Annotated in this window: 16 protein-coding genes; 8 read left to right on the plus strand and 8 right to left on the minus strand. The window is 61.2% G+C overall.

Going from position 1 to position 21,399, the window contains the following annotated elements:
• Nucleotides 1–62: 62 nt before the first annotated feature.
• From dhaL (AC27VQ_RS22085) to AC27VQ_RS22100, 4 genes are all read right to left on the minus strand, one after another.
• Nucleotides 63–701: a dihydroxyacetone kinase subunit DhaL gene (gene dhaL, locus AC27VQ_RS22085; protein ID WP_421591718.1), complete on the minus strand. Its 639-nt coding sequence runs from the start codon at nucleotides 699–701 to the stop codon at nucleotides 63–65.
• A gap of 28 nt (nucleotides 702–729) precedes the next feature.
• A complete protein-coding gene (locus AC27VQ_RS22090) occupies nucleotides 730–2,847 on the minus strand; it encodes a bifunctional sugar-binding transcriptional regulator/dihydroxyacetone kinase subunit DhaK (protein WP_488718003.1) in 2,118 nt (705 codons plus the stop codon).
• A gap of 136 nt (nucleotides 2,848–2,983) precedes the next feature.
• Nucleotides 2,984–3,625: a dihydroxyacetone kinase subunit DhaL gene (gene dhaL, locus AC27VQ_RS22095; RefSeq protein ID WP_488718004.1), complete on the minus strand. Its 642-nt coding sequence runs from the start codon at nucleotides 3,623–3,625 to the stop codon at nucleotides 2,984–2,986.
• Between the two features lie 14 nt (nucleotides 3,626–3,639).
• Nucleotides 3,640–4,632, minus strand: coding sequence for a dihydroxyacetone kinase subunit DhaK (locus AC27VQ_RS22100; protein ID WP_313530034.1), 993 nt, complete (start codon nucleotides 4,630–4,632; stop codon nucleotides 3,640–3,642).
• A 543-nt stretch (nucleotides 4,633–5,175) separates the two neighbouring features.
• Between AC27VQ_RS22100 and AC27VQ_RS22105 the strand changes: the two genes are divergently transcribed.
• From AC27VQ_RS22105 to AC27VQ_RS22125, 5 genes are all read left to right on the plus strand, one after another.
• Complete coding sequence (locus AC27VQ_RS22105; protein WP_488718054.1) at nucleotides 5,176–6,162, plus strand: ABC transporter permease; 987 nt, start codon at nucleotides 5,176–5,178, stop codon at nucleotides 6,160–6,162.
• A gap of 119 nt (nucleotides 6,163–6,281) precedes the next feature.
• Nucleotides 6,282–7,280: an autoinducer 2 ABC transporter substrate-binding protein gene (locus AC27VQ_RS22110; protein WP_313530036.1), complete on the plus strand. Its 999-nt coding sequence runs from the start codon at nucleotides 6,282–6,284 to the stop codon at nucleotides 7,278–7,280.
• An 81-nt stretch (nucleotides 7,281–7,361) separates the two neighbouring features.
• A complete protein-coding gene (locus tag AC27VQ_RS22115; protein WP_488718005.1) occupies nucleotides 7,362–8,930 on the plus strand; it encodes a sugar ABC transporter ATP-binding protein in 1,569 nt (522 codons plus the stop codon).
• Nucleotides 8,930–9,961, plus strand: a complete 1,032-nt coding sequence (locus AC27VQ_RS22120) for an ABC transporter permease (protein WP_488718006.1) — start codon at nucleotides 8,930–8,932, stop codon at nucleotides 9,959–9,961. The genes AC27VQ_RS22115 and AC27VQ_RS22120 overlap by 1 nt, the downstream gene beginning before the upstream one ends.
• 25 nt (nucleotides 9,962–9,986) lie before the next feature.
• On the plus strand, nucleotides 9,987–10,934 hold the full coding sequence (locus AC27VQ_RS22125; protein ID WP_313530044.1) for a carbohydrate kinase family protein: 948 nt from the start codon (nucleotides 9,987–9,989) through the stop codon (nucleotides 10,932–10,934).
• A 32-nt stretch (nucleotides 10,935–10,966) separates the two neighbouring features.
• Here the strand turns inward: AC27VQ_RS22125 and AC27VQ_RS22130 are convergent, their stop codons facing one another.
• Nucleotides 10,967–11,947 (minus strand): sugar-binding transcriptional regulator, encoded by a 981-nt coding sequence (locus AC27VQ_RS22130; protein ID WP_488718055.1) that lies wholly within the window; start codon nucleotides 11,945–11,947, stop codon nucleotides 10,967–10,969.
• A 185-nt stretch (nucleotides 11,948–12,132) separates the two neighbouring features.
• Between AC27VQ_RS22130 and AC27VQ_RS22135 the strand changes: the two genes are divergently transcribed.
• A complete protein-coding gene (locus AC27VQ_RS22135) occupies nucleotides 12,133–14,184 on the plus strand; it encodes a bifunctional aldolase/short-chain dehydrogenase (protein WP_488718007.1) in 2,052 nt (683 codons plus the stop codon).
• A gap of 608 nt (nucleotides 14,185–14,792) precedes the next feature.
• On the opposite strand, the gene AC27VQ_RS22140 is transcribed toward AC27VQ_RS22135, so the two are convergent.
• Nucleotides 14,793–15,263: a sterol carrier protein domain-containing protein gene (locus tag AC27VQ_RS22140; protein ID WP_488718008.1), complete on the minus strand. Its 471-nt coding sequence runs from the start codon at nucleotides 15,261–15,263 to the stop codon at nucleotides 14,793–14,795.
• Nucleotides 15,264–15,397: 134 nt separating this feature from the next.
• On the opposite strand from AC27VQ_RS22140, the gene AC27VQ_RS22145 reads away from it, so the two are divergent.
• Both AC27VQ_RS22145 and AC27VQ_RS22150 read left to right on the plus strand, forming a co-directional pair.
• Entirely contained in the window at nucleotides 15,398–16,423 is a 1,026-nt protein-coding gene (locus tag AC27VQ_RS22145; RefSeq protein WP_488718009.1) for a CorA family divalent cation transporter, read from the plus strand.
• A gap of 340 nt (nucleotides 16,424–16,763) precedes the next feature.
• Nucleotides 16,764–18,512, plus strand: coding sequence for an ABC transporter ATP-binding protein/permease (locus tag AC27VQ_RS22150; RefSeq protein WP_488718010.1), 1,749 nt, complete (start codon nucleotides 16,764–16,766; stop codon nucleotides 18,510–18,512).
• Here AC27VQ_RS22150 and AC27VQ_RS22155 read toward each other — a convergent pair.
• Nucleotides 18,491–19,987 (minus strand): mercuric reductase, encoded by a 1,497-nt coding sequence (locus AC27VQ_RS22155; protein ID WP_488718011.1) that lies wholly within the window; start codon nucleotides 19,985–19,987, stop codon nucleotides 18,491–18,493. The genes AC27VQ_RS22150 and AC27VQ_RS22155 overlap by 22 nt on opposite strands.
• A gap of 2 nt (nucleotides 19,988–19,989) precedes the next feature.
• A complete protein-coding gene (locus tag AC27VQ_RS22160; protein ID WP_488718012.1) occupies nucleotides 19,990–21,276 on the minus strand; it encodes a glucoamylase family protein in 1,287 nt (428 codons plus the stop codon).
• Nucleotides 21,277–21,399 lie beyond the last annotated feature (123 nt).

Genomic DNA, 21,399 nt, shown 5'->3' on the forward strand with positions numbered 1-21,399 from the left:
TGGCTTGAATACCGTTCAATGTCATGGACGGCCGATAAATACTGCCGAGCCGGGGGCATTCGCTATAAATCAAGGCGCGCGATAGCTTTGATGAGCACTTCTGCCGATACGGCGCCGGGATCGGGATGGCCGAGCGAGCGTTCGCGCAGACGAGCGGCGCGGCCTTTGGTTGCGATCATGGTGGCCGTGGCCGTCGCGCCGTTTTCCGCAGCGATCTCGACGGCCTTCCAGAAATCCGACTTTGAAAGATTGTTGGTAACTGCCGCGGTCGCTACTTCGGCAACCGGCAACCAGACGTCGAGCATCGTCTTATCGCCGCGCTGCGCCTTGCCGCGGTCGCGAATTCCCTCGGAGATCGCAACCAGCATATCGCGGAAGGCGGCAAGGTCGAGTACGTCGCGGCCAGCAAGCATCTGGGCGGCACGGCGAAAACCCGTTGCATAGAGTGGGCCGGTGGATGCGCCGACGGCATCGAGAAAACCGCTTGCCGCCGTCGAGAACACTTCGGAGGGGCTAGCAGTTTCAAGGTCCAATTTAGCGAGCGCAGCTGTTACGGCCTTGAAGCCGATCGACATGGTGATGCCGTGATCGCCATCGCCGATGGCGCCATCGAGTTCGCTAAGATGGTCCTTCTCGGCTTCGATCACCTTTGACATCCGTTCGAACATTCGGGCAAGCACCCGTGCCGCAGTTTCCGACATGTCTTCCTCCCCTTGGGCGCTGGCGGCCTCAACCCTTTGCCGCTTCGTCCGTCTCCGGCGCATTGATGGTCAGGATCGCCGTCCGGCATGGATGGTGCAGTAGATCCGTCAGCTGGCGGTCGAGATGCAGGATCGAGATCGAGGCGCCCACCATGTCGAGCGATGTGCAATAATGGCCCACCCAGTTCGCCTCGATTTCGATGTTCTTGGCGGAAAGCCGCTGTTCGACCCGGCGATAGAGAATGTAGAGTTCCATCAGCGGCGTGGCGCCGAAGGAGTTGACGAGAACCGCCACCTTGTCGCCGGGCTCGGCCTTCATCTCCTTGAAGATGTTGTCCATGATCGCATCGACGATCTCGTCGGCGGTGCGCACGCGCTCGCGCGACACGCCGGGCTCGCCATGGATGCCCATGCCGAGTTCCATATCGTCGGGACCGATCTCGAAATTGTGCCGCCGCGTCTGCGGCATGGAGCAGGATTCGAGCGCAACCCCGACCGTATAGGTGCGGTCGTTCGCCTTGCGGGTAACGGCCTCGCATTCGCCGAGCGTCATGCCGAGGTCGCAGGCCGCCCCTGCCACCTTGAAGACGAAGAAATTGCCGGCGACGCCGCGCCGTCCTTCCTTGTCCTCGACGGGCGAGGAGGCGATGTCGTCGGTCGTCAGCACCGTGCGGATCAGGATGCCCTGCTCTTCGGCGAGCTCGGCGGCCATCTCGAAATTCATGACGTCACCGGCGTAGTTGCCATAGACGAACAGCACGCCCGCGCCGCCCGAGGCCGCCATGGCGCATTTGACGATGGGGTCTGGCGGGGGTGAGGAAAAGATGTTGCCGATCGCCACAGCATCGGCAAGCCCCTTGCCGACATAGCCGACGAAGCAGGGCTCATGCCCCGTGCCACCGCCGATGACGAGGCCGACCTTGCCGGGGCGCGGGCCGCTACGTGCGACAAGCGCACGACGGGAATTGCCGATCGGTTTGAGATACGGCCTATGCGAGGCGATCAAGCCATCCAGCATCTCCTCGACCACGTCATTGGCGTTGTTGAGGAACTTCTTGACGTGCGTGCGGTAGCTGTTGGCGACCGGTGTACTTTTCTGCCGCTGCAAGAGTTTACCGTCGAAGCTGGTCACGCCATCGGCGCGCAGGATGCCGGCGCCGGTCGCTGCATCCGTGACCAGCACATTGGCATAGCCGCCGCGCAAGGCGGCGAGAAGGGCAGGGACCTTGTCGAAGCCACCGGCCACGGCGACGCGAGTGCCTATGCCACGCAGCATTTCGAGCGAGATGCCGATGGTGCGGTCGTCGAGAGGGCCTGCGACGGGCCGGCCGCGCTCGTCGATGAAGCGGCCGGCGAGCACGCCGGCTGCTCCCTTTGCGAGGTAGTGCTGCAGGGGCACGGATTCGAAGAAACCGCTGGTGTGGATCGTCGAATTGGGGCGCAGCGAGGAGATGCCGAAGACGATACGATTGGCGCGGGCGAGCGTGTCGAACTGTTCGCGGATCAGCGGCTCGGCAAGCAGCATGTCGTGCATTTGCGCAGAGGCGACGACGGCGGGGGCGGTGATATTGACGCAGCGCGCGGAGATCGCGCGCGCAACGGCGGCAGTGGTCAGCTCCGGCGTATAGGCGAAGCTCGCGGTGGTGCCGCCTGTCGCCTGCACGACGGTGACATCCTGCAAAGCACCCGTTTCGAGATGTTCGCCGACCGACAGGATCGTGCGGCCCCAGGCGACGGCGAGCGTGTCGCCGGACTTGATCATCTTGGAGAGCGCTTGTGCGCCGGCGGCCCCCAGCCGGCCGATCAGCGGGCGCGAATCGTCGTCGTTCGGCACGACGAGGCAGTCGGCGAGGCCGAAATGGCGCTTCAGTTCCTGCGCGATGGTGAGAGAGGCGAGGCGGGCGGGCTCGATGGAGATATTGACAATACCCTTTTCGCGGGCGTCGGCGAGGTAGCTGTTGACGGTGGCGCGCGACACGCCCATCGCCTCGGCGATCTCGCCTTGCGTCATGCCGTCTTCGTAGTATAGCCAGCAGGCCCAGACATAGGGGTCGTCGCCATAGCGCAGCGGAATCGTCTCGAGGCCCTCCGGTCCATTGCCCCGGCCGGGGCCGCCCTTGCGCGGTGCGGAAGTCTTCAATGCCATCGGTTTCGCCGGTCCCCCATCAGGCGGCGACCATGAAAGCAACGCCGCCGGTTTGCAACATGCCTCGGCAAAAAAGCGGTGCGCGACCCGTCACGATGGACAGGCCGCGCATCCCGGGAGGAACTTTGCGCCTGTCTCAGGCAAGACGGGCGCGCGCGCCGTCGGAAAGCTCCTTGAGAATGATGGCGCAGGAGGTGGCGCCTGCATCGAGCACGCCAAGCGAGCGTTCGCCGAGGCGGCTGGCACGGCCGATCTTGGCGACGAGGTTTATTGTCGAGTCGCGGCCGGTTTCCGCTGCGGTGACGAGAGTTTCCAGCGCCTCGCCGAACGACTTGCCGTCCGCCGTCGCCGCGTCGAAGGCTTCGACTGCGGGCACCAGGGTGTCGAGCAGCGTCTTGTCGCCGACCTTGGCCGATCCGATCGACTGGATGCCGGCAAGGCCGGCATGCAGCATCCTGCTGTAGGCGGCCGCGTCGATCTTTTCGACGCTCTCGATGGTCTCGGCGAATTCCGTGAACATGACGCCGTAGAGCGGACCCATCGAGCCGCCGATCTCCGTCATCAGAACGGTGCCGAGCGTATCGAGAGACTGGGCAAGCGAGGCGTCCTTGCCCTTCAGGCGCTCAGCGGCCATGCCGAAGCCCTTGGCCATGTTCACGCCGTGGTCGCCGTCGCCGATCTTGCCGTCGATCTCGCTGAGATAGGCGCGGTTCTCAACGATCCGTTCAGCCATCGACAGCACAATGGCGCCAGAGGAGGCATTGTCGAAAATCTGCATCTTGTCTTCCTCCGTTACAGGATCATCGTGCACCGCGTCTCGACCTCGAGCAGCGTCTTCAGTTCGTCGTCGAGCGCCATGACGGTCAGCGTCGCGCCGACCATTTCCAGCGAGGTGAAGTAGTTGCCGATCCAGGTCTTCACGATCTTCAGGCCCCGAGCGGAAATCTCGCTCTCGATCGTGTCGTTGAGGATGTAGAGTTCGTTGAGCGGCGTCGCGCCCAGGCCTGAGACGAGCACGGCGACTTCGGTGCCCTCGGGCAGGTTGTGATCGTCGAGCACGATCTTCACCATGTCCTTGGCGACCTCTTCGGCCGTCTTCAGTTTTTCGACGCGCACGCCCGGCTCACCATGGTGGCCGATGCCGACCTCCATCGTGCCGGGCTCGATCTGGAAGTTCGGATGGCCGACGGCCGGCAGTGTGCAGGGGCCGAGGCCGACGCCGATCGAGCGGCAATTGTCGATCGCCTTCTGCGCGGTGGCGCGGACCTCTTCGAGGCTGGCGCCGGTCGCGGCCTTGGCGCCGCCCATCTTCCACATGAAGATTTCGCCGGCGACGCCGCGGCGCTTTTCGCGCTCGTGCGGCGGGGCGGAGCAGACGTCGTCATTGGCAACGACGGTCGCGATCTCGATCCCGTCCTTGGCTGCAAGCTTCGTCGCCATCTTTACGTTCATGTTGTCGCCGGCATAGTTGCCGTAGAGCACGACGACGCCCTTGCCACCATTGGCTGCGCGGATCGCATCGTGAAAACTTTTCGCAGTGGGCGAGGAAAACAGTTCGCCGACGGCGACCGCATCCAGCATGTTTTTGCCGGTATAACCGATGAAGGCCGGCTCGTGGCCGGAGCCGCCGCCCGTCACCACGCCGACCTTGCCGGCAAATGGGGCATTCTTTGCGACGACGACGCGCGGGTTCTCCGCAAGGCGCACGATGTCCGAATGCGCCTTGACGAAGCCTTTGACCGTATCCTCGACCACGAGGTCAGGATCGTTGATGAAACGCTGCATGGAAACTCCTTGAACTTCGCGGGTTTATAAAACCCGAACATCTGCCAACCTTGAACGCTCGCGCGACCGGGTGCGAACCCTCTCTTCATGTTTGCTGCTCGTATGCGCCGTGACGGACATCTGTCCGGCGGTGTGGCACTGCGTCGCCGACAAGACGTGACGAAGGGGTGCGGTGGGAATTGTCCTGCAGTGCCATGGCAACCCACTCCTCCTCGGTGCCCGACGAAACTTTCTGATTTCGGGTTTACAAATAACATAAGTTGCTAGACAAATGTCAACATAGGAGAGCGACAGATGACGAAATTCGGTTGTCATATGTAGAGAGTTAGGCATGTGGCCCGATAGCTTGAGGCGTCGCTTCCCTCAGAAAAGCTGATTTTTCAGCATCGTTGAGTGGTTTTGGCGGGACTTCGGCAGCGGCTTCATCGAGCTATTGACAAGCGCCACTACTATCTGACAAATGTCAGAGCATGATGATCTGTCGGCACGCGGAAGACCATGGAGGCATGGCAACTCGGGCTGAAAGCTCATGGAGGAGGATCGATAATGAGTTTGCGACTGGATCGGCAGACGCTTTTTCTGGCAGCCATCAATGGCCTCGTCCTGGTCGCCGGTGCGTTCCTGGCCGGGCGCGGCTTCCTTGACAGCTATAACTTGCAGTCGATGGCGGCTCAGGTTCCGGAGCTCGGTTTGCTTGCCCTTGGCGTGATGCTGGCCATGGTGTCCGGAAGCGGTGGTATCGACCTCTCTGGCATCGCGCTTGCCAATCTCGCTGGCATCGTCGCGTTCGGCATTGCCAAAACGCTTGTCCCCGTAGCCGACGATCCGCTGCTCTTTTCCTGGACATTCGCCGCTCTGGCGCTGGTGATCGGCCTCGCTGGTGGTTTCCTGAACGGGATGATCATTGCTTATGCTCGCCTGACGCCGTTGATCGCCACGCTCGGCACGCAGCTTCTGTTCACGGGGCTTGCGATCTATCTGACCAATGGCTCCGCCGTCGGCATGGGCTATATCGAACCGCTCGATGACTTTGGGAATCTGCCCGTCTTCGGCATTCCGCTCTGCTTCGCCCTGTTCCTGGTCATCGCAGCAGCGCTTGGATTCAGCCTCATATACACCCGCTTCGGCGTGCAGCTGATGCTGCTCGGCAGCAATGCGAAAGCGGCCCGCTACGGCGGCATCAATGAGCGGCGCATGCTGCTGGTGACTTACACGATCTGCGGTGTTCTGGCGTCGGTTGCCGGTATCATCATTGCCGCGCGCAATTCATCGGTGAAGTGGGACTACGGCAGCTCCTACGTCCTGATCGCTATCCTCATCGCTGTTCTCGGTGGAGTTAAGCCCGAGGGCGGTCACGGTAAGGTCATCTGCGTGCTTTTGGCGTCGACCGCCCTCCAGATCCTCTCCAGCCTGTTCAACTTCATGAACATCTCGAACTTCTTCCGGGATCTGGCCTGGGGCCTGCTGCTGCTCATGCTTCTGGCATCGGCGCGCGTCAATCTCGGCGTCTGGCTCAAACCCAGTCGCTAGCCGGTTTCCGGCGGCGATCGCCCTCGGGCGCTCGCGATACCAAATCCCGCAACCGCATCTGCCATTCGGCGAGACGGGGAGCGGAGACGTGAATTTGCTCACTTAAACGGAGGAGACGTATGAGCATGATCTCGAAACTCGCAGCCGGCACCGTGCTGGCAGGCCTCATGGCAATCGGCGCTGCGCATGCCGAAGACAGGCCGACGATCGTGACGGTGGTGAAGGTGACCGGTGAAAACTGGTTCATTCGCATGAATGAGGGGGTCGATGCCTATGGCAAGGACAATCCGGGCGTCGACGCGAGCCAGATCGGCCCGGCAAAGGCAGACGCTGCCCAGCAGACCCGCATCATCGAAGACCTGGTGGCCAAGAACGTCTCGGCAATCGCCGTCGTTCCGATGGACCCTTCGGCCCTCGAAGGTGTTCTGCGTCGTGCTTCCCAGCGCGGTATCAAGGTCATCACCCACGAAGGCGACAGCCTCGTGAACACCGACGTCGACATCGAAGCCTTCGACAACAAGGCGTTCGGTGCCCGCATCAACGAAAAGCTTGCCGAGTGCATGGGCAAGTCCGGCAAATGGTCGAGCTTCGTCGGCTCGCTCGGCAGCCTCACGCACAACCAGTGGGTCGATGCCGGTGCTGAGAATGCCAAGCAGTACCCGGAAATGGAGCTGGTTGCCGAGAAGAACGAATCCTTCAACGACGCCAACCGCGCCTATGAAAAGGCGAAGGAAATTCTGCGCAAATACCCTGACATCAAGGGCTTCCAGGGTTCTTCCGCCATCGACGTCATCGGCATCGGCCGTGCGGTCGAGGAAGCCGGTCTTCAGGACAAGACCTGCGTCTACGGCCTCGGCCTGCCGAAAGACACCGGTCCGTATCTCGAAACCGGTGCCGTCGACCAGATCTTCTTCTGGGATCCGAAGGATGCCGGCTATGTCATGAACAAGGTCGCCGATCTCGTCCTGAAGGGCGAAGAGATCAAGGACGGCATGGATCTCGGCGTGACCGGTTACAACAAGATGACTGTCACCAAGGGTCCGGGCAAGGGCATCATCATCCAGGGCCAGGCCTGGGTCGATGTCGATAAGTCCAACTACAAGAACTACCCATTCTAAGATCGTGTACGGACGCGGCGGCTTCAGTCGCCGCGTCCGCATTTCCGCGCCTTTCAGTCTTAAGCCGTTCAGGATTTCTCGATGAATGCCGTCCCGCCATCAGCATCGGCCGAAAAACCGCCCTTCCTCGAGATCAGGAACGTCAAAAAATCCTTTGGCGGCGTGCGCGCCCTCAAGGACGTCAGCCTGACCATCGAGGCCGGCAAAATCTACCATCTGATGGGCGAGAACGGCTGCGGAAAGAGCACACTGATCAAAATCCTCTCGGGCGCGCAGAAGGCCGACGAGGGGGAAATCCTGATAGACGGACAGCCGACTGGTGCCGTTGCCGGCGACCTCGGAGCGATCGGCGCCTTGGGCGCCGGTATCGAGACGGTCTATCAGGATCTCTCGCTGCTTCCCAATCTTTCGGTTGCCGAAAACGTGGCCTTCACGGAGCAGCTTGTGGCGTCTTCCGGGCGCCTTGCCCGGCGTCTCGATCTCGCTACGCTGCATGCGACGGCGCGCCAGGCGCTGGCAGACGTGCACTTGCCGACAGACCGCAGTTTTCTGACACGGCGAACGGACACGCTGCCGCTCGCCACCCGGCAGCTCGTCGCCATCGCGCGTGCGATCGCATCCGATGCGCGATTGGTCATCATGGACGAACCGACCACCTCGCTGACCCGGCAGGAAGTCGAGAACTTGATCAAGGTCGTCGCCCGCCTTCAGGAGCGCGGCGTCGCCGTGCTTTTCGTCACGCACAAGCTCGATGAATGCAAACAGATCGGCGGGCGAGCCGTCATCATGCGCGATGGTATGAAGGTTACCGAGCTGGACGTCGCCACGCACAGCAAGGCCGAGTTCAGCCATTGGATGACGGGCCGTGAGATCAGCGAAACGCGTTACCGCACCGACCCGAAACTGGGGGATGTGCTGCTCAAGGTCGAAGGCCTTTCCAAGGGCGTCGCCTTCGCGAATGCGACCTTCGAAGTCCGTCGTGGCGAAATTCTCGGCATTACCGGCCTGCTCGATTCCGGCCGGAACGAGCTTGCTCTTGCACTGGCCGGTATTTCACCCGCTTCTCATGGCACGATCCGGCTGGACGGCAAGACGATTGCCCCGCAATCGGCTGCCGAGGCGATCAGCCACGGCATCGGTTACGTGCCGGAGGACCGATTGACCGAAGGTCTGTTCCTGGAGAAGCCGATCCAGGACAACATCACGCTGCCGATCCTGGATCGCCTGAAGAATGCTTTCGGCATTATCAGTGCCGGCAGGGCACGCCGCACCGCCGAGGAAAGTGTACGTGATCTCCAGATCGTCGCGCCTGACGTCTCCGCGCCGGTGCAATCCCTTTCGGGCGGCAACCAGCAGCGCGTTCTCATCGGTCGTTGGCTGACCATCGATCCGCGGCTTCTGGTCCTGCATGGCCCGACGGTGGGCGTAGATGTCGGATCGAAGGACACGATCTTCCGCATTATCCAGCGGCTCGCCGATGACGGCATGTCGGTCATCATCATCAGCGACGACCTGCCGGAACTGCTGCAGAACTGCGACCGCATTCTCATCATGCGCCAGGGCCGGATCATTTCCGACGATAGTGCCGTGTCCCTCAATGAGGACAGCATCTATCGCGCCATGGCCGGACATACGAAGGAAACCATCTGATGAGTGACGCGATTTCCGTCTCCGATGCGGGCGATCAGCAACGGAGCCTCGGTCGGCGATTGTGGGACGTTCTGGGTGCACGCCCGGAACTGTTCACGCTCATGCTCGTGGTGGCGACATGCGTTGTCGTAATCATTGCCAATCCCGATTTTCTGCAGATGAGCAATCTGGTGGATATCCTGCGCGCCTCCGTCGTGCGTGGTCTGTTCGCGATGGGCGTGCTTGTGGTTCTGGCAGCCGGTGGTATCGACGTCTCGTTCACCGCCATTGCCGCATTCGTCATGTATGCGCTGACGATGCTCGTCATCAATGTCGCGCCGGGCATGCCGCTGGTGGCCATTCTCGTCATCGCCGCAGCCGGTGGTGCCGGGCTCGGCGCACTGAATGGCCTTCTGGTGCACAAGCTCAGCGCGCCATCGCTCATCGTCACGATCGGCACACAATACGTTTATCGCAGCTTCCTACTGACCTTCGTCGGCACTGCGCTGTTCATGAACATTCCGGCGGCGATGGACAGCCTGGGCAAGGCGTCGCTCTACACCCATGTCTCGTCGAATGGGGTCGCCTCGGCCTTGCCGGCGACGGTGCTGGTGCTTACCGTCGCCGCCCTCGTGACGTGGTTCATCCTCGAGCGGACCCTGATGGGGCGCGCCATCTTCGCGGTCGGCGGCAATCCGCAGATCGCCGAGCGGCTCGGCATCAAGCTGTTCACCGTTCGCGTCTTCGTTTTCGCCTATGCGGGCCTGCTGGCGGGCGTCGCCGGTGTCGTTCATGTCGCGAGCAACCGGCTGGCGAACCCCTTCGATCTCGCCGGCATGGAGCTCGAAATCATTGCAGCGGTGGTTCTGGGCGGGGCGCGCATCACGGGCGGATCCGGCTCGGTGATCGGGACGCTCCTTGGCGTTCTGCTCATCACCCTCGTCAGCAACGTCCTGATCTTTGTCGGCATTCCCAGCACGTTGCAGCTCTTTATCGTCGGACTGTTCATCCTGATCGCCGGCACGATCTTCACGCTGCGCAATCGCGGGTGAATATATTTGAGAATAGGAGGTTTTCGTGGCTCATGATGTTTCCGTCGTCGGGCTTTACATTCTGGACGTGCTCGGTCGGCCGGTCGATGCGATACCGGAAGGCGGCAATGTCGATTTCATCGACGAGATCCGTCTGACGGTTGCAGGCACGGCGGGTGGAACGGTTGTCGATCTGGCGAAGCTCGGACTCAACTGCCTGGCGGTCGGCGCCGTCGGCGAGGATGAAAAAGCCGATTTCGTTCTGGCCACCTTACAGCGCTTCGGGGTCGATACCACGGAAATGCAGCGCCTCAAGGGCGTGCCGACGTCAGCCACCATCCTGAACATTCGCCGCAACGGCGATCGTCCCGCGCTGCACGCCCGCGGCGCATCGGATCATTTCGACGTTCCCGCCGACCGCCTCGATGCGGTGCTGGCCGCGCCCATCGTGCATCTCGGCGGTACGGGGCTTCTCGCAAAACTCGACGGCGAACCGAGCCGCAGGCTACTGGCCGCAGCCAAGCAGCGTGGCCGAATCACGACGTTCGACCTGCTTGGCGCCAATGATGGCACGCTCGGCCTCATCGAGCCGCTGTTTCCGCATATCGATTATTTCATGCCGTCCATCGAGGAGGCCAAGCAGATTTCCGGCGCGGCCGATGTCGAAAGCGCGGGACGGTTCTTCCTAGATCGCGGCGTAAAGCATTGCGTCTTCACACTCGGGGGAGATGGCGTCTGCTTCATGGACGCAGCAGGCGCCGTCGTGCGCGAGCGGGCCTTTGAGATCGAGGTTGTTGACACGACCGGCTGTGGCGATGCCTTTGATGCAGGTTACATCACGGCGCTTCACCACAAGATGGATCTGACGACGGCGCTGAATTTTGCACAGGCGAGTGCCGCGCTCGTCGCCACCGGTTTGGGTTCGGATGCAGGCATCCGCTCGTTCGATGAAACGCTGGCCTTCATGAACAGCGCGCCGCGCAAGGCTGCATGACATCGGCTCATAGGGCGGCGCCTTCCGTCGCCCTAGTCCTGAAGCAGTCGCTCGGCGGACGCCATATCAGTGACGAGATGGGTGGCATAACCACCCTTCAGGACGGCGCGGATCGCATCCGTCTTGTTGGCGCCGCCGGCTATGCACAGGCGGCGTGGCAGTCTGCGCAACTCGTCAAGCTCGATGCCGATGACCCGACTGTCGAAATCGCGGGTGATCTGCTGGCCCGTTTTGTCGAGGAACCGGCATATGAGCACCGCGACTGCGCCTTCTGCGGCATATTCATCGATCTCGGTATTGTCGGTGACATCGGCGATGCGCATCGTGCTGTCGGACCCCAGCGCGCCGACGCCGAACACGATCAGATCGGCTTGGCCTATGCGTTCGAACTGACGACGCAGCACCGGTTCGGCCATCAGCGCATCCCGCAATCCTGCCGAACTCAACACCGCCGGAGCGACCATGTTGACACTGACGGCTCCCAGATTGCGCGCCATGATGGCGGTGCAGAATTCAGCCGAGAATGCCTTGTTGCCGGTCGATGCGCCGGTGACCTGCACCACGCTCAGCCCTTCGAGCGGGCGCGGCAATTCGAGGGCTTCTGCGACGGCGAGAACCGTTTGTCCCCAGGAAACGCAGATCGTATCGCCGGGCTTCGTCAGGCGTTCGATCAGGCGTGCGCCGCCGGCGCCGAGCGCCTTGAGCATCGCCGTCTGGCTTTTATCCTCCGTACCTGGAAGCACCATGACCTGTTCGAGGCCGTATCGTTCTGCGAGCCTGCGGGAAATGTCCGTGCGGGTGGCCACTTCCGCATTCATCAGAATGCGCACGATCCCGCGTTTTCGCGCTTCCTGGAGGTAATTGACGATGGTCGCACGCGAAACGCCCAGAAGTTTTGCAATCTCGTTCTGGGTGAGTTGATCCTCGTAGTAGAGCCACGTCGCCCACACGACGGCATCGTCGAATTCCGCCGGAGTTGGTTGCGCAGTCGGCGCGAGGTCGTCCCGTTTCATGAAGCGTTTCCAGTGAGGTCTCCGCGATTGACTGACACGAATTGCGGAGTTGATCAACCATGTGACATGGTCCATTGACTAATGTCATAACATGATGGCAATTGTAATTCGAGCTGATTTGGGGATGGCGCGTTGCGACTTTGCCCCGCTGATAGGGCGCGCACGTCGTCCGCAAGGGAGTTCTTATGCAGTCGAAATGGTCGCAAGCAGAGTTTGATGCAGTCGTCGGTGCTTATGAGCAGGCAGGCGTGAATCGTGATGTTGCAATCCGAACCTATACGACACGCCTTCTCGGCTCGGTGCCGCAACTGGTGCTGCATGGCGGCGGCAATACGTCGGTGAAGACCACGCTGATCGACCATGACGGCACGCCGGTCGAGGTTCTTTGCGTCAAGGGAAGCGGGTGGGACATGGGCAAGATCGAGCCCGCCGGCCTGCCGGCCCTTCGCCTGGCGGAGCTGAAAGCGATGGTGGAATACGAGACGCTGAGCGATGATGACATGGTCATGCTTCAGCGCAGGCTTCTGCTTGATCCGGCTGCGCCCAATCCGTCGGTGGAAGCCATCCTTCACGCTATCCTGCCATTCAAGCATGTCGATCACACCCACGCCAATGCGATCGTCGCCCTGACGAACCAGCCGAAAGGGGAGGCAATCATCCGGGACCTGTTCCCGGAAATGATCGTCGTGCCCTATGTCATGCCTGGATTCGATCTCTCCAAGGCCTGCCTCAAGGCGTTTTCCAGCCGGCCCGATGCGCCGGGCATGATCCTACTTAAACACGGCATCTTCACTTGGTCGGAGGATCCGCGCGAGGCCTACGAGAACATGATCGCGGCCATCGACAGGGCCGAGAAGCGCATTGCCGAGGGGCAGGCCGCCCCCTTCGGCCGCTTCATCGCGAAGGCAGAGCCGCTCGCAGCCGTTAGCGACATCGCGCCGATCCTGCGCGGCGCACTCGCACTGCCAGAGCAGGAGGAAGGGCGTTTCCGACGCTTCATCCTCGAGCACCGCATGAATGACAATATACTTGATTTTTGCGGCGCACCCAATGTCGGCAACCTCGTACGGCGCGGGAACGCGACGCCTGAGCACGTTATCCACATCAAGCGCTACGGCATCGCCCTTCCTGCACCGCAGGCCGGCGATCTCCGGGCTTGGGGCGAGACAGTCGCTGTGGCGGTCGCTGACTATGCCGCTGGTTACAAAGCCTATTTCGAGCGCAACAATGCCCGCAGCGGCGGTGGCAAGACAATGCTCGATCCGATGCCGAGGGTCTTCTATATCGAAGGCATCGGCCTGTTTGCTGCCGGCCCGACGCAGAAGGCGGCCCGGATATGTGCCGATGTTGCCGAGGCGACCATCGAGGTCATCCGCGGCGCCGAAGGTATCACTACGTTCGAGGCGCTATCCGAGGAAGACCTGTTCGATATTGAATACTGGTCGCTCGAACAGGTGAAGCTGAGCAAGCAGGTTGAAAAGCCGTTGACGCGCCAGGTCGCCGTGGTAACTGGCGGTGCCGGTGGTCTTGGCCTTGCTGTGGCGGAAGTTCTGCGCGCGCAGGGCGCCGAGGTTGCCCTGATCGACGTCGATGCGGAGGGCGTCGGGAGCGCAGCCAAGCGTTTGGGCGGACTTGCGATCGCCTGCGACCTGACGGACGAAGCGGCGTCAGCCGCGGCGATCGCGAAGGTGGCCGATGTCTATGGCGGGATCGATATTCTCGTTTCCAATGCCGGTGCGGCCTTCCAGGGCGCTTTGCTCGATGTGGATGACAGCACCTTCAAGGCGGCGTTCGACCTGAATTTCTGGAGCCATCATTATATCGCACGCGCTGCGGTCAAGGTCATGCGCAAGCAGAAGACCGGCGGTTCGATCGTCTTCAACGTCAGCAAGCAGGCGGTCAATCCCGGTGCGGACTTTGGGCCCTATGGTACGTCCAAGGCTGCGTTGATGGCTCTGATGCGCCAATATGCGCTTGAACATGCTGCCGATGGCATTGCCGTGAATGCGGTAAATCCCGACCGGATCAGGACGCGGCTCATGACCGATGCGATGGTCGAGGAGCGTGCTCGGGCGCGCGGCGTGACATCCGAGGTCTACATGCGTGGCAACCTGCTTCAACGTGAGGTCAGTGCCTTGGATGTCGCCCAGGCGGTGCTGCATCTTGCAATGACACGCACATCGACCGGGGCCGTCATCACGGTCGATGGCGGCAATGTCTCCGCAATGATGCGGTAAGCCGATCATAACTTCGCCTCGGCGTGTTCGATACGGGTGTGCGTCTGGAAGCATATTGCTTTGGGAAGAAGTGGAGCGAATCAGCCGATTGGCCCACTTGCGGGGCGCAGCAGGAGGAGGCCTGAAAAGTAGGGTGGCAGAAGCCGAGGGGTCGAACCAATCGACCGATTGTGCCGTTCGGCCTGCGGAGGTCGTAGCGTCACCTCGCGTTCGTCGGCATGCGTTCCATGGCTGCTCCATCTGACAACGCCCCTGCTACTGCTGTTCGTGTAGTGTTTCAGCCGCCGTTTTGATCGACTAACGAATCGTGACGGCACTCGTCGGCTGATTGATATTCTCGCGAGCGGGCGCTTTGGTAGAATTGCCGGGACACGCTAACTTGTGATCATCGGCACATCTTACGTCGTGGCCTATCCCTCACTGAGACAACAATTCGAATTCTTCGCATCCTTCACGGCGGCAGGAACGGCCAGGCTCATTACCGAAAAGGGTATATCGCTCCCACCAGCGGGTTGATGGTTCGAATCCCATCAAGGCGAGTGCATACCGGGGAGCAAGGGTTGAGCTAGTGTTGTACCTGCTGTCACCGAGCACGACTTACCTAGCATTCAAAATGATATTCCAGAGTGGGGGCGGCGGCTGGAGGCGAAGATCAGATTCAGTTCCTCCGCAACCTCGTCGGAAGCCGTCCAAAGACGGCCCGACGCTGCTAGAGATGACGCTTGGTGTGCGCCAAATATCAGTGCGGCCAATTCCGCGATTGCGATCCGGGCCTCCGGGCTTTCGGTGCTGCGTGCCGCACCCTCCGGGCCGAGAGACCAGAGACCGCCATTGTCGGGGAACAGATCGTCTTCGACGGCGAGCGTTACCTGCCGCGCTCCACCAAAGCGGCGGGCGGAGAGCAAAGCCGCGAGATCGAGAGGCCGTATCCAGCTTTCGTCACGTTGACCGGAGATTTCCAATGTCCGAGGATTGCGCAAAAGCAGGGGCAACGGGTCATCGACCGGTCGGGATGGGAAAACCGCGCGATGCAGAATACGCGTTGGTTCTTGCCCAATATACGATGCCCAATCGTACATGGCGCCAACTCCACGCCTATATATTTATGTATTCGTGCTCTCAAGACACTCGGCAGAGACAGCCGCACAGATGCCGGCCGGTCCTCGCGGCGTCGATATGGATGATGACGAGATTTGTTTGGGAATGATTGACGATGCTGCGTTTCTATCCCGTCGATAGCGATCAAACACGAGGGAGCACTTCGCCGTTATGGATGGACGTTTTCAATCCCAGCGCCGATGAGGTCGCGCAAATCGAGAAAATGACCGGTGCGACGCTTCCATCCATGGGGGCGCTTAGCGAGATCCAGGCTTCGCGTCGCCTCCGGAGCGAACATGGTGTCCTATATATGAGCACACCATCCGCCGCGATGCATCCAGAACAACGCCGGGTGACGCCGCCATTGGGATTTGTCCTTTCTCGCGATCAGTTGATCACGGTTCGATTCATGGAACTGACGACCTTTGATGCCGTTGCCGGCAAATTCACGTCCGGACGGGAAGCGCCGAAATCGGGCCTCGATGTCTTTGTCCTTCTCTGCGAAGAGATCGTGGACCGGGTCGCAGACATCCTCGAACATCTGGCCGGGGAGCTGAATACTCTCGCCGTCGATACATTTCATACCGACGATACGCGCGGCCGACACGCGGCTCGCTCCAACAGGCTTCTGCCGGCGCAGCTTCGCCAAGTCGGCCGGCTGGGTGACAGGCTGTCGCAGGTTCGAGACGGCATACAGGGTTTGGCGCGCGTCGTGGCCTATGCCGAGCAAAATTGCGGCGGCTGGTTCACGGAAGCGCCGAAATTAGCCATCGCCAGCTTGCATCAGGACCTTCATTCGCTGACCGAGTATGAAGAGCAACTCGCAAACAAGGTGCAGTTCGTTCTCGACGCGCTCGTCGGACTAATCGGCATCGTCCAGAACGATGTGATCAAGGTCCTGACGATTGTTTCTATCGCCGGCATTCCCCCCTACGCTGGTCGCGGGAATCTACGGCATGAATTTCAAGTTCATGCCCGAATACGACTGGTTCTGGGGTTATCCCTATGCCTGGGCTGCAATAATCTTCAGCACCCTCATCCCCTTGATCTGGTTCAAATTCAAGGGCTGGTTTTAGTCCGGATCTTGGAGTTCCTGATCTCGTGCCGAAAACAAAGTGACAGGCCGGCGAGGGCTAGCTGAAATTCTGAGCCGAACGCGACTAGTGTCACGCCCGGGGGGGGGGGGGACGGCGCGCTCGACGTGACCAAATTCACTCTCCTCTTCGCCCGCCGCATGTTCGCCAAAACGGCCGGCCCACGCCATGGGTGAAACTAGGTTGAATGATTGAGCTTAATTGCCTTCGGAAATAAGATCAAATACCAACCTCCAGTTGCACGATAGTTCCCAATAGTACGAGAAGTTCCGTCTGGTTTACGCTAGAGGATTAAAATAAGACTATGGGCGGTATCGGCATCGCGTTATCGGCTACGCCGAACGATACCGGGCTGACACGCAAAGTCCTCGATCATCCCGAGCATTCATGGCTGCTCTGAACCAAATTCGCGAAGCTACGGGAGAACCGCAACAGCGTCAATATATGGCGACAATCGCGGCAGCACTCAGCGGTTCGCCGCTTCGTGGCATACTCGTTGTGCTTGCCGTGGGCGTGCTAGTGGTTATTCTTGCCACTGCTTACGGGCAGATAGTTCTCAATCGCTGGAACCGGCCCTTCTATGATGCGCTCCAGCAGCGCAATATGGCTGCCTTGCTGGCCCAATTGCTGGTCTTCTTCGAGATCGCCGGCGGGCTGCTCATTCTCAATGTTGTGCAACTATGGCTCAACCAGATGTTGCACCTGAAGCTCAGAGAGGCGTTAACGCGGGACATGATTGACGAATGGCTTCGTCCCGGGCGCGCCTTTCACCTGGCGCGGCGGGGGCAGATCGGCGTCAATCCCGACCAGCGGCTGCATGAGGACGCGCACCATCTGTGCGATTTGTCGGTGGATCTCGGCGTCGGCCTGCTGCAGGCGGGGGTTCTCCTTGCAAGCTTCGTCGGCGTCCTGTGGGCACTGTCCTCCGGTTTCGTCTTTCATCTGTGGGGGGCCGCCTTCCAGATACCGGGCTACATGGTCTGGGCGGCAATCCTCTATTCCGGCACGGCCTCCTGGCTAAGTTGGATGGTCGGCCGCCCGCTGGTCGCCCTTAACGGAGACCGTTACGCGCGGGAGGCGGATTTGCGCTATTCTCTGGTGCGTGTGAACGAGCAGATCGATGCGATCTCCGTTTCATCCGGCGAAACCGACGAGGCCCAACGGCTTCAGGGCGACCTCAGCGCCGTCATCGCCGCGACGCGCCGGATCGTTTCAGCGACGGTACGCCTTGCCTGGGTTACCTCCGGCTACGGCTGGGTGACCATTGTCGCGCCGATAATCATCGCCGCGCCGGTTTATTTCGGTGGAGAAATGACGTTTGGCGGGCTGATGATGGCAGTAGGCGCCTTTAACCAGTTCCACGCCTCGCTGCGATGGTTCGTCGACAATATCGGTTCCATCGCCGACTGGCGCGCGACCTTGCTTCGTGTTGCCGCGTTTCGGATCGCGCTCCTCGACGCTGAGGTTGCCGACGGTGGGGTCGATCGCATCGTCTTCGTCCGATCGTCAGAACCTGTCATCGTGCTCGACGGGCTGGAAATGGACGTGCCGTCCGGGACGGTGCGGCTCTCGGAGCCGCAGGTGATGGTCCACGCCGGCGAGCGCGTGTTGGTTACTGGTTTGATGGGAGCCGGCAAGACACTTCTGACACACACTATTGCCGGGCTGTGGAGCCGGGGCAGGGGCAGCGTCCGCTTGCCACGCGACGCCAGCGTCGCTTTTTTGGTGCGAGAGCCTTACCTGCCTTCCGGCACGCTACGCGCGGCTCTGTGCTATCCGCGCAACGCCGATGCCTATTCGACCGGGGAGATCGAAGACTGCCTGCGGCGGGCGGGACTGCAGCGCCTGTCCCTGTCGCTGGACCGCAGCGCGCGCTGGGAACATGAATTCGGCAACGACCAGCGCCGGATGCTGAGCGTTGTTCAGGTGCTACTCCACCGCCCCGGCTGGATCGTGATAGACGATATCGAAGACCTGACGGTCGGCGCTGATGGCGAAAGGGTCGTTTCCTTGTTGCAGAACGAACTGGCAGACGCGGCCGTCCTCGCGATGGGAACAGGGGAAGGGCAAGGCAGCCTCTTCACGCATATCCTTCGCCTGCTGCCAGGGCTCGATCAGGCCGATGGCTTGCGCTGAACCGTTCCATCGACATCGCGCCTGTAGGCTTGCGCGGCGAGCATGAGCGCTCCGGACTGGGCCGGATAGGTGTGGACCACCTCCGCCAGCGCCGCCATGCCGATGCCGGTACTCATGACGACGGCCATCTCATTGATCAACTCGCTCGCCCGCGAGGCGACGATGGTCGCGCCGAGAATTCTATCGCTGCCTTCGGCGACGTGGATTTTCACGAAACCGGTCTCCTGCCCATCCGTAATGGCGCGATCGACGTCGCTCAGCATCACGGTATAGCTCTTGATCGGAATGGATTGCCGACGAGCCTGCCAGACCTGAAGGCCGATATGGGCTATCTCGGGATCGCAGAAGGTGCACCAGGGGATGACCGAACCGTCGTACCGCTGTCCGGCCTGCTGCAGCGCGTTGCGCACCGCCGTGCGGGCCGAGAATTGCGCCGCGTTGGTGAATTTCAGCGCCAAGCATACGTCGCCAGCGGCATAGATGTCGGGATTCGTACTGCACAGCAAATCGTCCACCTGGATGCCCCGTCCCGGTTTGAAGACGATGCCCGCTGCTGCCGGATCGAGTTCTTCGACGTTGGGGACCCGGCCTGTGCAGACGAGAATTTCATCAGCTTCGATCTCGCCCCGCACTTCATTGTTGAGAGTCTCCAGAACCTTGACGTCCCCCTCACGCCGCGCCCCGACGACGGCGGTGTTCAGGCGAATCTCCATGCCATCGCGGGCCATCGACCAAGACAGGATTTCGGCGGCGTCGCGCTCCTCTCGAGGGAGGAATTGGGGATCGTTCTGCACAATCGTTACATGCACACCAAGCCGGCAGAAAGCCTGTGCCAGTTCGCAGCCGAGCGGTCCTCCCCCCATGACCGCAAGGCGCTTCGGCAGGGTCGTGATGTCGAAGATGCTGGCGCTCGTAAGGTAGCCGGTCTGTTCAAGGCCAGGGACAACAGGGATCCGCGGCCGGGCACCCGTCGCGATGAGAGCTTTCCTGAAGGCAAGCTGCGTTTCTTTGAAGACAAGCGTATGCGGGCCTGTAAAACGAGCGACACCGAAAAAGATGTCGGCGCCAAGTGCGGCAAGCTCATGAACCGAGTGATAGACCGCGACACGCGTTCGGATACGGCGCATGCGTGCAATCGCCTCGCCGAAATCGAGCGGGAGATCGTTCGACAGTGGTGCGCCGAAGGCGTCGGCCTCGCGCATCCCGTCCTGGACCTGAGCCGTTCGGATGATCGCCTTCGATGGCACGGACCCGGCATTCAGCGAGTTTCCCCCCAAATGGGCACGCTCGACGAGCGCAACGGAAAAGCCGCGCCGCGCCGCCCATTCCGCCGCCTCGAGCCCCGCCGGCCCCGCGCCGACGATCACCAGATCATAGATGGCCTTCGGCTCCGGATCGCGCCAGTCCGGCGGCCGCACGCGCCGTAGGAAGAGAGCGTCATCATCGGGCCAAGCCCGCGGTTTAATCGGTTGCATGTCTATAACCATCCGCCTTCGAACCCGGCTCGCGTAAGACCGTCGCGTATGTATCCACAACCGCGCATGATCTCCCAGATCAGGCCGGTCCGGTGATTTTCGAGCGACATGGCAAGAAGACCCTGGTCGAGCCCGTACCAACCCTCTGACAACCATCCACCCGCATCCCTGCTCAGCGTCGGGTTGAAGCCGCTGGAGAACCTGTCCTTGGAGCAAACCTGCGGATAGCATTCGAGAAGGCGGCGCGTGCCGGAAAGCGCCGCCTCCGGCGAAAAGGGCAGAGTCGCGAGCATCGCCCACGGAGAGATCGTGCCGTCGTCTGGGCCGTAGGGTACGCCACGCGACATGTAGCCAAAGAACCGGCGGTCCCACCCGCTCTGACGCAATGCTGCGACCGATGGTCCGTCTCCTGCCGTCACGCCCCAGAAATCGCGGCTATAGCCCGCGAAAGCGTAAGGATTGCGCTCGCAGTATTCACGCTGGATAGCGATCGCGCTTTTGGTATTCTCGAAATAATCGCTGTTCTTCTCGCGCATGAAAGCGTCGCGGATACCGCGGAAGTCGATCCACGCATGCGAAAACAGATGCGTGAAGAGCGGGCCGGAATAGAGCACGTTCCGGTCCATGAGGTTCTCCCACTGATAGGTGAGGCTCCATGTCTCATAGCAGCCGGCCGCCAGCGGAAAGGTCGGCGACCCGAGCCCGAGGACATACAGGATCAGCGCCTCGTTGTAGCCCTCCCAGCCATAGTGGAGAAACCCGCATTCGGGTTTCCACCCTTGCGAAAGGCCGGAAGTACCATTTTGCGCCCAGTGCCAATCAACACGACGATAGAGCGCATCGGCATGATCGCGGATTTCATTTTCCTCGCCGCCGCGGTCGAAATAGCCGGCCGCCACCAGCACACCGGCCATGAGCAGCGCGGTATCGATGAGCGACAGTTCGCACTGCCAGACGCGCCTACCGGTCTTCATATCGAGAAAATGATAGAAGAAACCCTTGTAACCCGTGGCGTCGGGCGCCTCGCTTTGGGAGGCATCATGCAGGAACCGCAGCACCCGCAGCGTCCGGTCGACGGCCTGCGCGCGCGACAGCCAGCCGTTTTGCACCGCGACGGGATAGGCCGACAAGGCAAGGCCGACCACTGCAATGCTGCAGGGTGAGCCGGGACGCGACGTATCCGCGACAAGGCCTGTGTGCTCGTCGGCATAGTCTATCAGATAAGAGAAGGCCGCCCGTTGGAGCCGAAGGACCAGCGCCGCGTCCGAAAGTCTCCGAAAGCCGCTCATCAAGCCTTTCCCGTAGTGGAATGGAAACGGCCAATCACGGGGCGTGAGGCCTTGAAGCTCGCCATATCAACAATGCTTCTGGACGCAACCTAGCCTGCCTCAACCTGTTTTCAAGCCATTCGT

The sequence above is a fragment of the Shinella sp. 20P9.1.1 genome (genome assembly GCF_057798995.1).